11 protein-coding genes are annotated in these 14,187 nt (G+C 38.0%); 6 read left to right on the top strand and 5 right to left on the bottom strand.

Annotated features, from left to right (window positions below; translation table 11 throughout):
• From CXF89_RS16525 to CXF89_RS16500, 6 genes are all read left to right on the top strand, one after another.
• Nucleotides 1–1,082 (top strand): phosphoethanolamine transferase (locus CXF89_RS16525; RefSeq protein WP_180961416.1); only part of this gene is annotated, 1,082 nt, incomplete at its 5' end.
• Nucleotides 1,079–1,450: a diacylglycerol kinase gene (locus tag CXF89_RS16520; protein ID WP_007582120.1), complete on the top strand. Its 372-nt coding sequence runs from the start codon at nt 1,079–1,081 to the stop codon at nt 1,448–1,450. The genes CXF89_RS16525 and CXF89_RS16520, both read left to right, overlap by 4 nt.
• Entirely contained in the window at nt 1,441–3,420 is a 1,980-nt protein-coding gene (locus CXF89_RS16515; RefSeq protein ID WP_121955221.1) for an LTA synthase family protein, read from the top strand. The genes CXF89_RS16520 and CXF89_RS16515 overlap by 10 nt, the downstream gene beginning before the upstream one ends.
• 63 nt (nt 3,421–3,483) lie before the next feature.
• On the top strand, nt 3,484–4,158 hold the full coding sequence (locus tag CXF89_RS16510) for a response regulator transcription factor (protein WP_024591423.1): 675 nt from the start codon (nt 3,484–3,486) through the stop codon (nt 4,156–4,158).
• Nucleotides 4,139–5,575 carry a sensor histidine kinase gene (locus CXF89_RS16505; protein WP_024591422.1) on the top strand — a complete coding sequence of 479 codons (1,437 nt, stop codon included), beginning with the start codon at nt 4,139–4,141 and terminating at the stop codon, nt 5,573–5,575. Before CXF89_RS16510 ends, CXF89_RS16505 begins: the two co-directional genes overlap by 20 nt.
• A gap of 50 nt (nt 5,576–5,625) precedes the next feature.
• Nucleotides 5,626–6,504 carry a TraB/GumN family protein gene (locus CXF89_RS16500; protein WP_121955220.1) on the top strand — a complete coding sequence of 293 codons (879 nt, stop codon included), beginning with the start codon at nt 5,626–5,628 and terminating at the stop codon, nt 6,502–6,504.
• Nucleotides 6,505–6,551: 47 nt separating this feature from the next.
• Here CXF89_RS16500 and CXF89_RS16495 read toward each other — a convergent pair whose 3' ends face one another.
• From CXF89_RS16495 to CXF89_RS16475, 5 genes are all read right to left on the bottom strand, one after another.
• On the bottom strand, nt 6,552–7,961 hold the full coding sequence (locus tag CXF89_RS16495) for an ATP-binding cassette domain-containing protein (RefSeq protein ID WP_121955219.1): 1,410 nt from the start codon (nt 7,959–7,961) through the stop codon (nt 6,552–6,554).
• 390 nt (nt 7,962–8,351) lie between these two features.
• Nucleotides 8,352–10,079, bottom strand: a complete 1,728-nt coding sequence (locus CXF89_RS16490) for a response regulator (RefSeq protein ID WP_121955218.1) — start codon at nt 10,077–10,079, stop codon at nt 8,352–8,354.
• Between the two features lie 124 nt (nt 10,080–10,203).
• Entirely contained in the window at nt 10,204–12,537 is a 2,334-nt protein-coding gene (locus tag CXF89_RS16485; protein ID WP_121955217.1) for a fatty acid cis/trans isomerase, read from the bottom strand.
• Nucleotides 12,534–12,896, bottom strand: coding sequence for a hypothetical protein (locus CXF89_RS16480; protein WP_024591417.1), 363 nt, complete (start codon nt 12,894–12,896; stop codon nt 12,534–12,536). Before CXF89_RS16480 ends, CXF89_RS16485 begins: the two co-directional genes overlap by 4 nt.
• An 86-nt stretch (nt 12,897–12,982) precedes the next feature.
• Nucleotides 12,983–13,777, bottom strand: a complete 795-nt coding sequence (locus tag CXF89_RS16475) for a VOC family protein (RefSeq protein ID WP_121955216.1) — start codon at nt 13,775–13,777, stop codon at nt 12,983–12,985.
• Between the last annotated feature and the right edge of the window lie 410 nt (nt 13,778–14,187).

The raw sequence follows: 14,187 nt of genomic DNA, 5'->3' as shown, positions 1-14,187 counted from the left end.
ACCGTATTTTGAAAAAAGAACTCATCCCATTTCAGTATCTCTCTAGCGGTTATAAATACATGCGCGATCAGCTGCTGTATACCAATATGGAATTTAAAAATATAGATGCAACACCCACCCTCATTGCACCCAATACCACCAGCGTAACAGTTATGGTTGTTGGCGAAACCGCACGAGCAGAAAACTTTGCTTATCAAGGTTATAAGCGTAACACCAATCCTTATACACAAAAGTATAATGTGACGTATTTTAATAATGTGGCGTCTTGTGGAACCGCTACTGCAGTGTCTGTGCCGTGTATGTTTTCACTGCAAACACAAGATAACTTTGATCGATTAGCAGCCGACAACCAACAAAACCTGATTGATTTAGCACAACAAGCTGGCAGCGACGTACTGTGGGTTGATAACAACAGCGGCTGTAAAAACGTATGCACCCGTGTTGTTAATATTGATATACCAACCACCCCATCAGCGCTTTGCGATGGAAAATATTGTTTTGATGAAGTGCTTATTGCTCCACTTAAACGCAAACTCGCTAATTTAAGCCAAGCTAACACCGTTATCGTCCTACATATGATGGGCTCACACGGACCAACCTACTTTAAACGCTACCCAGATAAATTTAAGCAATTTACGCCCACGTGCGACAGAAGCGACATTCAAAACTGCTCACTCGATGAATTAGTTAATACCTACGACAACACAATTGCGTACAGCGACTTTGTTAACGCCCAAGTAATTGAGCAATTAAAAACACTGCCAAACAACATAGATAAGCAGTTTTTATATGTCTCTGATCATGGTGAATCACTTGGCGAAGCCGGTGCTTATTTACATGGTTTTCCGTATAGCTTTGCACCTAGCACACAAACGCATGTTCCTCTTTATATGTGGGCTGATGAGCATAATCAGCGCATTACCAATACCTGTTTAGCTAATTTAGACACCACTGCTGCACGCTCACACGACAATATTTTTCACACTCTTTTAAATTTAATTGGCATTAAAAGCAAAACGTATCAGGCATCCCTTGATTTACTTGCTAGCTGCCAAACAACACCAAGCGAAATAAAACTATGAGTAATAAAACCGTTATAAAACGCCAAGGCTTAATGCGCCTTATTTTTACCTTAAGCCATTCTTTTAACGGCTTAAAATGGATGAGTCGATTTGAAGCGGCGTTTCAACAAGAGTTAGCACTGTTTTCGTTACTTGGTGTGTTTGTATGGCTACAAGAAATTGCACTAAGGGATAAATTACTGCTTATAGCCAGCCTGCTGTTTGTATTGTTTGCTGAACTTGTAAATACGGCAGTTGAGGTTGTGGTTGATAGGATTGGCAGTGAATACCATGAGCTTTCGGGTCTCGCTAAAGATATAGCCTCTGCCAGTGTGTTTATAGCTATGTTAATTGCCGCACTTATTTGGTGGGCTGTGTTATGGGCATAAAGCTAACTTTTATAGCTAAAATAACGAGGCTAATATTTAAAGTAATACCTAAGGTACAAAATGCACTTGGCCCTGTATGGATTTTTGTTGTATTTGCTGTTTTGGCACTTAGCTTGTTAACACTTGCTCGCTTTGGTTTAAGTGTATGGCAAGGCGAACGTGTATTTGGATCTCATGCGTGGTTATCTATATTTATAGGTGGTTTAAGAGTTGATATAGCCACTCTAAGCTACATTATTATGCCCGCATTACTACTTACCTTACTGATGCAAAGCGTAGGTTGGCAAAATAAAGTACGCGGCCTAATAAAAATTTACTTAGTGGGGATGTCTGCTTTACTCGTTTTTTTTGAAGTGATTACGCCTACGTTTATAAACGAGTACGACTTGCGCCCTAACCGCTTATTTATAGAATATTTAATTTACCCTAAAGAAGTCTCAAAAATGATTTTTTCAGGCTATAAGTTAGAAGTATTTATTGCTGTTATAGCACTTATTTTAAGCTGTAAATTTGCAAGTAAAATATTTAGCAATCAATGGCAAAGCAAGTCATCACTAACAGGTTTAAATCAATCAATTTTAGCGCTTGTTTTAGTATGCTTAACTATTTTTGGCGCCCGCAACTCATTAGGACACAGACCACTTAACCCCGCCATGGTCTCGTTCTCTACTGATCACTTACTTAACGACTTAACCCTTAACTCACTTTATAGCGTCACATTTGCAGTTAAGCAACTTTCTAATGAGCAATCGAGCCAAGACTATTACGGTAAAATGCCCACCGATGAATTACTTAGTATTGTGCGTAGTAACATGCAAAATACGCAAGGCACATTTAGTGATGTAACCGCCCCTACAAAAACGTTTCATGGCGCAAGTAATACAGGTAAACCCAAAAATTTAGTCATTATTTTACAAGAAAGTTTAGGTGCTCGTTATGTAGGCACGCTTGGCGGTTTACCGCTTACACCTAATATAGACGCCCTTTATAAACAAGGCTGGGGGTTTGATAATTTATACGCCACGGGTACACGTTCAGTACGTGGAATTGAGGCAGTAATTACAGGGTTTACACCAACGCCTTCGCGTGCAGTTGTTAAGCTTGATAAATCACAACGTGACTTTTTTACCATTGCTGATTTTTTAGCGAAGCAAAATTACAACACGCAGTTCATTTATGGTGGCGAAAGCCATTTTGATAACATGCGCAGCTTCTTTTTAGGCAACGGTTTTAAAAGTATCGTAGATACAAATAACTTTAAAAAAATAGACTTTAATGGCTCGTGGGGCGCATCAGACGAAGACTTGTACGACCAAGCCGATATAGAACTTACTAAGCTTAAAAATCAAAACAAACCCTTTTTTAGCCTTATATTTTCAAGCTCTAATCATAGCCCGTATGACTTTCCTGACGATAAAATAACGCTGTACGATAAACAAAAACAAACCCGTAATAATGCTGCCAAGTATGCCGATTACGCACTAGGCACCTTTATCGAAAAAGCTAAAAAATCGAGCTACTGGGATGATACTGTATTTATAGTTATTGCCGATCACGACTCGCGCGTATCGGGTTCAAATTTAGTACCGGTTGATCACTTTAAAATTCCGGCCGTTATTTTTGGTAAAGGTATTACCCATAAACGAGATAGCCAACTAGCCAGCCAGCTCGATATTCCTGTTACTCTACTGTCTTTAATTGGCGCAAGTGGTAAGCACCCTATGATAGGTCATGATTTATCAAAGCCAATTAGCGACAACAAACAACGCGCAATGATGCAATACGACAAAAACTTTGCCTACATGCACGATAATAAAGTGGTGGTGTTACAACCACAAAAACCAGCAACCACCTATACGTATAGCAATAACCAGCTTGTACCATGTGAAAACGATGAGCAACTAGTTAAAAAAGCCCTAGCCCACGCGAACTTAGGTAATCTAGCTTATACAAATGGTTGGTATCATTAACCAAGTGACTTGATAATAAAGCCTTGTTAAAGTAACAAGGCTATTTTTATAAACCGAGTAAACATGAAAATCCTCGTTATTGAAGACTCTGAAGCACTAAGACGCAGCTTGCAAGTTGGCCTTAGCAACCTTGGTTTTACCGTAGATGAAACTGGTGATGGCTCAGAAGGGTTGAGTATGGCACTCAGTGGAAACTACGACCTCCTAGTACTTGATTTAATGCTACCGAGCGTTGATGGCATGAGTATTTTACAAGCACTGCGCAGCAGTAATAGCCAAAGCCGTGTGCTAATTTTATCGGCACGAAGTGAGCCTCAAGATAAAATTAGCGGCCTTATGAAAGGCGCTGATGATTATTTAACTAAGCCATTTTCGTTTGAAGAACTCCATGCTCGTGTCCTTGCATTACTTCGTCGTGGTTCACTGCAAAACCAACAAAATACCCTTACCGTAGGTGATTGCGTATTAGATCTGTCACTTAAAACTCTTCACTACAAGCAACATGCCATTGAGCTCACTCGCAATGAATACAAAATAATAGAATGCTTATTTAACGCCCCAGAGCGAGTATTAGGGCTTGAGCTTATAAGTGAAGCGGTGGTAGGTCAGTTTGATATGCTCTCTAAAAATGCGCTTGAAGCACACATCTCAACCATACGTAAAAAAGTAAGACAGTTTGATGGCGAGCTCCCGATAAAAAACAAACGTGGATTTGGTTATGTCGCAACAACAAAATAAAAGTCACTCAATAAAACGTAAACTCGTTAATAATATTAGCGCTGTGATCTCTGTTATTTTATTCACCATATTTTTAACCGTTGATCTAAGTGTTGATACTTGGGTGGAAGATCAGTTTAATCAGTCTTTAACTAACAAAGCTAACTACTTAAAAACCTTAGTTGAAGATGACAACAACGTGGTTGAATTTGATTTTGCTGGTGAGTTTATGTCGGAGTATGAAGCTGCAGATGCCACGGAGTTTTACCAATTATGGCATGGCCGTGATGTGTTTGAACGCTCGGACTCATTAGCGCTTTATGAAAATGCTAACCTGCCTTTTTTAGAAATGCCGATAAACGAATCTAAAATTATAGATTACGAGCTTCCTAACGGGCGTGATGGTCGCGCACTTATAAGTCACTTTGTAGCCCAAAAAGATGATAGAAATCCCACTCACTCTGCTGTTTTTAATACCATGACTCTTGCAATCGCAGCGCCCACCTCCGAACTTAATAAAGTACTGATTATTATTGATGTGGTCTTTATTTTAACCTGTGTACTTGGTGTGTTTGGTGTGCGCTATTTAGTGACACGTATTGTAAATAAAGGTCTGCACCCGCTACACAACTTAAACGACCAAATTAAGTTACTCGATATTACCGGTGTTGCGCAAACAATAGAAAGCGACTTTAAAGTAGAAGAAATAGAACCTATACGTAACGAGCTAAATAAGTTTATTACCGTTAATCAGCAACTCTATAGTAATGAAAAACGCCTAACAAGCGACATTGCACACGAGCTTAAAACCCCAATAGCTGAACTCATAAGCCTCTCAGAGGTGGCTATTCGCTACCCTGACGATAAACGAATTAGCGACACCTATACCAGTGATGTGCTTAATATTTCACAGCGTATGAAAACGATTGTTAGCAACCTATTACTGTTGCAGCGCTCAAGTAGCAGTGCAATGCAATTAAATGCACAAAATATCATTCTAAATAACCTAGTAAATCAAATTGTTGATGAGCTGACCTTTAAGCACCCAACTATTAAAGCGCGTTTAAATAATGAGATAACTGACGAGTTTACACTTAATGCTGACGAATTTAGTTTAAATACCATTTTATGTAACTTAATCGATAACGCACTATTTTATGGACTCCCTGAGGCACCAATTAAATTAACTGCCGTAAATAACAGCACAAACATGACCATCTCTGTTAGTAACAAAGTAAATAAACCACTAAGTAGTGAACAGCTCACTGCTATTTTTGACCCGCTCTATCAGCTAGATTCATCTAGAACTAATAACCAGCGCCATGGTTTAGGATTATCAATTGTACAGAGCTTATGTAACTTAAATGGCTTTACTATTACGGCCAGTAATACCGAAAGCAATACGTTAACGTTTATATTAACGTTACCTCTGAAGTAAATTTAGGTTAGTATTTACACTACTAACCTTCGAGATTTTAAGGACAAACCATGAATGCTCTTACCCGTGTTAGCCACTTTTTTATTGTGGCATTACTTATAACATTTAGCCTTAACAGCTATGCTGCTCCTGCCATATACAAGATAGAAAAAAATGGCGTCAGCTCTTACTTATTTGGCACTGTACACGTTGGTGATGCCAGCATGAAAGGCTTACCTAAAAATGTAACCGATGCAATTAGTGCAAGCAAAGAAGTGATTGTTGAAGTTGATATAAGCAAACTTACTCCACTTGAAATGCAGCAGCGTTCAATGCCATTTATGATGCTAAGTGACGGTAAAACACTGCAAACTGAGCTTTCAAAGCAAAATTATACCAAGCTAAAAGATTACTTTGCTAAAAAGTCGATTGATATTGCTATGTTTAATGGCTTAAAGCCTTGGGCTGTTATGGTGACTATGATGCAAATTGAATTTCAAAATGCAGGTTATTCAGATAAAACCGGCATAGACAAGCAAGTGCTTAGTTATGCTAAAGAGCATAATATTAAAATTGGCGAGCTTGAAACCCTAGAACAACAACTACAAATGTTTGATGGTATGGCGCTATTAAGCAATGAAATGATTGAAGAAACCTTTGAGCAACTCAGCGATATTAATACTTACTTTATCAAATTAGTTAATGCCTGGAAAAACGGGGATATGGATACACTAACCGATTACTACAACATGAGTTTTGATGACAGTAATTACGGTGAAATTAGCGAGCAAGTAATGCTAACTAACCGCAATAATAATTGGGTTACACAACTCACACCGCGTTTAGCAAACGAGCAACTATTTATTGCCGTAGGCGCTCTGCATTTACCTGAAAAACACGGGTTACTTAAACAACTTCGAGATAAAGGCTTTAGCGTTACTCGTCTTTAAAATAAAAATGGGTTGAGTGAATTTTCGCTCAACCTTTCTCTGAGTTTTTAATTAAAGTCTTCCATTTTTAAGTAATTCTCTATTCCTTCAATTTTGTCTGCCGCATGATGATTTACATAAATCACAGTACTTGTATTAGCAGCACAAATTTTCTCTATTAGTAGCAGTACACGTTGCCTGTTTGCTTCATCTAAGCCTAAGCAAGGCTCATCTAAAATAAGTAGCGTTGGATGCTTTACCATAGCCCGCACAATTAATAACATACGTTGATCGCCGTACGACAGCTGAGTAAATGAGGTGTTTTGTTTGTCACTTAAACCAATAAATGCCAGCCACTGCTTAGCAATATTAATTTGTGCGTCGCTCGGCTTTTGATATAAACCTATGCTGTCGTAAAATCCTGAAATAACAGTATTTAAAGCCGATATACTTACGCGATAATCCATATGTAGCGCGTTAGATATAAAACCAATATGCTGTTTTATATCCCAAATACTCTCCCCGGTTCCGCGTTTAAAACCGAACACTCCAATGTCATTGTTATAACACTGTGGGTTATCACCTGTTATTAAATTTAATAGGCATGTTTTACCTGAACCGTTCGCTCCAGTAAGCTGCCAATGCTGATGCTTTTTTATAGTCCAATTGAGATTTTTGAATATGCTTACGTCACTATAACTAACTTTAGCATTACTCAATTTAACTAAGGTATTACCAGTGAATGTCTTTTGCTCTTGCTCGGCGTCAGGAGATGGCACATCCAATGAAGTATGCTCTAAATGAAGTAGTTTTAGTAAGTCACTTAATTGCTCACTGTCTGGCTTTGCCAAAGTATGTAACAAGCAACCTTGGTTTACATAGCCATAGTGAGTAATGAATGAAGGGATTTCGTCTAGGCGGTTTAGTACAAAAACAAAAGTAATCGTGTGGCTAAGCTCTATGAGTATTTTATTAAGTTGCTGGCAAGATTGTACGTCGAGTCCATCAAATGGCTCGTCAAGCACGACTAACTCACTATGGGAGCTGAATGCTTTTATAAGTAGGAGTTTACGAGTTTCACCCGTTGAAAGTTCTCTAAAATGCCTATTTAGTAATGAGCTAAATTTAAATAATTCTATTAGCTGCGCTAATAACTCACCATTATTACTATGCTCTGCAAATATAAGGTCTTTAACGAGGCTATGCTTTTCATGCTCTAATTCTTGGGCCAGTAACTGTTTATGCGAATCTGAAGACACGAGCATAAGTTTATTAATACTACTTATACGCTTACCACTTTCGCACTTAGCTTCACCAACTAACGCAGCTGTCAGTGCAGATTTACCGGCTCCATTAGCACCTAGAAGCAGCCAATGTTCTGCTAGATTCACTTGCCAATCTAGGTTGCATATGTCGTAACGACTTTTGCCTTGCCCTTGTAAGTAACCATTAAATTGCTCAAGCGTAATTGACTGCACTAACTTTTCCTAATAAACCTTAAAACAGCAAGTTAACGCATATTAAAAGAGCTTAGCAAGCTTGTTATCTGCAAAATTAATTTATTTCACTAGGGCGTGTTGATCTTTGTGGATTGAAATTTGTTCAATCTAGGGGCGATTAAATCGCGGCGCGAGGTTTGTAACCTAGTGGGCTATCAAAACCGAGTAAAGCTTCCGCGTCCTGCTCACGCCCCTTACCTACATCCATGTAGGCAACAAAGAGTTAATCGTCCCTAGAAAGAACCCAATGGGCAGCGCATGTTTGGTATTTATGCTGCGTTATCGCCTATTTATGGGGAATAACCACACTACATAGGCTCTGCCTTGACTAAAAACCAAACAGTCTGCTGCAAATTCAACTACCAAAGATCAACACGCCCTAGCAACGCTAATACTATTTAATGCGTCTTTAATTGCTTGCTGACTTATTGGTTTATGAATATGAAGGTTAGCCCCGTATTTATAAGCTCGCTCTATATCATTTTGTGAAGTATTTGCTGTTATAACAATAATTGGCATTACTTTATTAAGATCAGAGCGTATTTTTTTAATCGCCTCAAACCCATCCATTACTGGCATATTTAAGTCCATAAAAATAATATCGTATTGATTTTCACTCACCATATCGCACGCGACTTTGCCGTTTTCAGCGCAATCATAGCTTAAACCTAATAAGCTAAGTATGCGGGTCAGTAATATAGTATTTAATGGATTATCTTCAACGACTAAACACTTTAGTTTGTCATTTATTTTACGAGGGTTTGGGAGAGCTTTACTGGCAATTATTGGTAAGTGCAAAGATACCAGCGCCCCATGGGCTTCATTATTTTTGAAGGTAATTTCACCGTGCAACGCCTTTACAACATACTGAACCCGAGTGAGACCTGTTCTTAATCCTTGAAAATGGTTTGTTTGTTTAAATGAGTCAAATTCAAGATCAGTAATCTCTTTCGAAAAACCACAACCAGTATCACTTACAGTTACACAAAGTTCATCATTAAAAAGCTTTGCAGAGACAGTAATTTCACCTTCTGTCGTAAACTTAATAGCGTTACTGATTAATTCTGTAAGCGTATGCTGCAAACGTTGATGATCCAATTTACATACACAATTTAATGATTCATCTAAACAACTAACTAGTTTTAGGCCTTTTTGCTGACAAGCATGCTCGTAAGCCATTAGTACTTTATTACACGACTCTAGAAGGTTTTCATTTTTAAATTGCGGTACCCATTTACCTGTACTTAAAGCTTGCAAGTCTTGCAGTTCATCTAATATGGCTATTAACCTAAGTGCGCAGTAATTAGCTTGGGTTTTAACGCTTTGCTGCGTATCAGAAACCTTTAACTCCTCAATAGACGTAATAAGACCCTGTAAAGGAGTTCTAAATTCGTGACTTGCTCTGGCAATAAAATGCTCTTTATTTTGACTCACTTGTTGAGCGAACTCTTTTTGTTTTTGGTATTTAGACAATGCGTTACCTATTTCTTTTTCCATTGGCATAAATACAAATCTTAACTCTACAAGTAGTAAAAACATCGCCATAAGCCAAAATAATAATTCAAGGTTAGATACCCAGTTCAATTTTTGGACAGCTTGCTCTTCAAATAAATTCACTGCATGATCTAGTTGCTTTAATAGCTCTTCAACCTCAGTTACAGAGAATATACGCTTATCTACTTGGCCTTGTTGATAAAGCAAATTTTCCGCTTGCTGGATATATGTTGCAACTTGGATATCTAGTTTATGAGGAGCTAATGTATATAGCTTAATAAGTTTAGGTGTAAGGTACTGATACTCTCCATTAGCATTTTTTGAAAGTAAGTAATTATGAGTTTTTTTGAATGATACGACTGATGTCTTTAACGCTTTAGTATGCTCAGAAATATTTGTTGCCGATAATAATAACTCATTACTATGCCAAGCTATTTTTTGAGAAAGCATTCTCTGCTTACCAGCCATATTTATTATTTTTGCGTCATATTTTTGCACCGAAAAATAATACTGCATAAGTGATGCTGATGTGCTTATTAATAGTGCTATTGCTATTAATGCCCATCGGTAACGAGTACGGATATTCGCGACAACTTTAAACATACTAAGCCCTGTTTTTTGTTTTAAGTGTAGCTCAATTTTTTAGAACTAATAAGCAGCTTAAATAATGATTATTAAATAAAAAAGCCCAACTAAAAAGTTGGGCTAATAAAATAAAACTATTTAACTATCTATTTTCTAAACGGTTATAGTCGAACATTCCATATTCTATCCCACGATATTTTTTAGCTGTATCGTGCAATATATCGCTGTATTGCCAAAACTGTGGATGAGTACGTCGAATACCAAACTTAGATTTCAATGCACCATAATCAGCTTCTATTTGCATCATAGGCAATTGCTCGGCAAAAGCATTTACTTGCTGCTCGTTATTTAAATACCAAATAGCTGCTGGATAATCTCCGATAAACCCAGGAACAATAGTCGCAGTATCTTCATCATAAGCACGTTGGCCATCTTCGTTTAATAAACTAGATATATTGTAGTGCGCATTATGATGAATAATAGTGTAGCCCTTATGGCTATTATCTTCTTGCTTTACAAGTATAAAAGAAAGCTGAGGTAATAAGTTAACCGCTTTTGCTGGCATGTTACTTACTACATTTAACGGCTTTGGCACTTCAGTGTAGTTGTATTTTTCACTTAAAACTGGCGCTAAGGCTTCTTTCATCAAGGTATATAGTTCATGCTGTGGATCATCAGTTTCATAGTTAATACCACTGGGCTGGCTAAATTCTCGGTTACTTTTAAAGAACTTAGATAAGTCAGGTGGTGAATTACGGTACCACTGCTTTTTGATTTGATTACGCTTGTGCTCAGGTAATAGAGCTAAAAAGTTTTGCTCTCCCTCTAAACGTAAAAAATCCATATATAAACGTGTAACCAATTGATGGCCTATATTTCCGTATACATCAAAGCCTGCCACAAGCAAATAATGAATACGTTCAAATAACGCATAATCAAGTATCCACGTGGTTTTAGGCTCTTGACCAATAAAACCTTTAACAACAGTTGCACTATCAAAATGGCGGAAAATAGTCAGCGCAGCATTTTTATTGTGCCCATCACCTTTCCAAAGCAAGTCAGTTGTAAGATGCTCGCCACCTTTAAACATTTCGTTAGCAAGCTCAACTTTTGCCTGTAAATATTTTTTCTCACGAACTGAATATTTAACCCAGCTAGAAATAGGTAACGCATTACTTTCCTCTGCGGCAGGAAGTTCTAGAGCTTCTTCATGTTGCATTAGCATTTCCCCTACAGCAGGAGTCGCAACCTTATCAGGATCAGCAAATGCCACCCAAAAGTGATCATTTATAACATTTAAAGCAATCTGACCACGACAAACAGGCCCTTTTATAAAGCCCATAATAATTAACTCTGCTTCATCAAGCATAAATTGATATTTAGAATTAATAGGAATAACTTCAAAAGTTTTAAATGGGTTAGATGCTGACTTAGGCTCATAACTCGGCATTTGCGTAACTGTATAATCTGGCGCAATAAACTGCTCGTACAAACGCAGTAATTTAGTTTCATTAAGCTCAAGTGGTAAATGCGTTTTAGAAAGTATGGTTGTACGCTCTTGCATAAAACGATAATAAACACGGCTAACTTTAGGGTCATCGTATGGACGACGCGTATTAATTAACTTTATTTCCTCACCAGGAGGCGTACTTGAGCGAACTAGTTTAAAAAAGCTTTGTGGGTTCTCTGACGTAAAATAAATATGTGCTAAAAACCAATGTTCATAAATATAACGTGCTGATAACTGATACTTTAAGTTATCTTGATTTAAAAATGCTTCCCAGCCCTTTATTTTATTCTGATCATACTTACTTGGTGGCTCAATATGTGACATTTTACCGCCACTTTTAAGCCAGTTCTGTAAATGATTGAACTCTTCGCGCGAAACCCCAGGTAAACCATAAGGCATACCGCCATGAGGTTGCTCGTCAGCTAATCGGTCAAATTCCCCCATTGTTGCACAGGTTTGCGAACGCCCTAATGAAAAATCAAATTCATCATCTAGCACTTCATTAGTTGGTAATTCATAGCTTTGCTTTAACACTAAACTATTAAATAACACACTGCCCGCTAAGTTTGCTTCTTCACTTTGTACGCGCTCATTTAGCACTGGCGTAAAGTTTTTTTCTCGCCATTGCTGTGTATTGGTTGCATCAAACAATAAACGGCTTGGGGTCGTTGCCAATAAACGAGTTCCATCGTAAACGAGCTCTTTACTCAAACCTCGATCAATACCTTCAGGGGATGAGAGCTTAAGCTGGCAAGGTGCATCGTAACAACCATGGCAAACGACGCAGCGGGTATCGAGTACTGGTTTTACGTTTTGTAAAAAATCAGCTCCAGCAAGGGTAGAATGTGGAACGATACGTTCTTGCGCTTGTTCAGGGCCAAATAAATCATCGTAATGTGCATTACCTAAGTAAGCACAACCACTAAGGATAATTAATACAAATGTACTTATTATTATTTTTTTCATTCGTCCTCGTCACCTAAATCGAAGGTAGGCATCATATCCATTTGAGGAGAAACGAATGTTTTTTGACCTTCAGTATTCAAAACAATACTTAAAAGAGGCCCATGCGTTAATGTTATCTGCGCATCATGCTCTTGCTCTAATATACTTAAATACAGAGAATCAGTTATAAGCAACTCATAACCGCTAACGGTAATAGCTACACTGCTATCTTCACTTGGATTTTGGCAAATTTGAGCAAGTAACTCATCATCAAGTCCAATTGATATTTCAAAATCAGGCTGCTCTAAATCTCTATCACTTAATGATTCATCTAATAGAAATAAAGGAAGGGTTAAATTGCTATCTTGTTCAAATTCCATTGCGTTCTCTGCACTTTCTGACGATTTAATTGGCGAGTATTATAACAAACTAGCGAGTAAATTAACGCTAAAGCTAATGTAACTGTTTAAACGTCATCTATAACAGATTCGATCACCGAAAATACAGCACCTTGAGGGTCGCATATAACACTAAAACGACCAACATCGGGTATATCTGTTACAGGAACACATACTTGTCCACCTAGGCTAGCGGCTTTATTTACTGCTGTATCGCAGCTCTGTACTGCAAAATAAATCATCCAATGAGCAGGAATATCTTCAGGCCAGTCGCTTGTCATCTCAAGCATACCGGCAATTGGCTGTCCATCAACCAAAAATAAAGTGTAGTTCATACCTTCCATTGGCTTTATTTCACTTTCCCAGCCTAGTAAAGCACAGTAAAAGTCTCTACTTACTTTACTATTTCTGGTTGCTAACTCATGCCAATAAGGCGTGTTTAATTCACCTAAGTGCTTACAACCTCTATGCTCATTCCCCTGCCATAGTGCAACAGTGGCACCTACAGGATCTTTTAGCATCAACATTCGCCCTGCATTCATAACATCATGAGGACCGGCAATAACTTCAGCACCTAGTTCTTTAGCTTTTAGCGCACAATCGTCAACATTATAGACGGCAATGTAAGCCAACCAATGACTTGGTATCTTTGCATTAATTTGCTCCTCAGGCATTTCGTACATAGCGGCTATATCATCACCTTGCTTTTGTAGCATCGTGTAATATATTTCCTCCCCAATAGGTTGATCGTCATACCCCCAATCAAATAATGATGTATAAAACGTCTTACCTTCTTTCCAATTGTGTGTACAAAGTTCTGACCAACAAAAAATGCCATGTGGATGATTATCAATTTCACTCATTATTAAACCCTTATTATTCTATTTTTATCTAAACGAGCTCTGTCACATTTTATAAACTACATAATTGAACAGATCATAAATTGAGATTAGAGCAATAACAAAGCGGAGTCGATAAAAGAAGGGCAAAAATTCGTTATTCAGTTGTTTCATATATGAGGTTTTTAACGCAGTTAGCGTCAGATTTAATCCCTCAAATTGATTAAATATTATTGCTGATCGATATAAATTATTTACTAAGAAGTCCTTCGCTCTAGAGGAATCCCTGAATCACTTTTTTGCAGACGTAAAAAAGCCCGAATCATTAGATTCAGACGCTCTACAATATAAAGTCGGTACGCTACGCAGTATATCAGCGTCGGGAGTCGCTGCGCTCGCCCGCCCTACGTGATGGGTGTTGATGTGAGTGTGCA

The sequence above is a fragment of the Pseudoalteromonas sp. MelDa3 genome (assembly GCF_002863625.1).
Taxonomy (GTDB): domain Bacteria; phylum Pseudomonadota; class Gammaproteobacteria; order Enterobacterales; family Alteromonadaceae; genus Pseudoalteromonas; species Pseudoalteromonas arctica.
The sequence above is the reverse complement of the archived record's forward strand: the minus strand, read 5'-3'. Positions and strand labels throughout refer to the sequence as shown.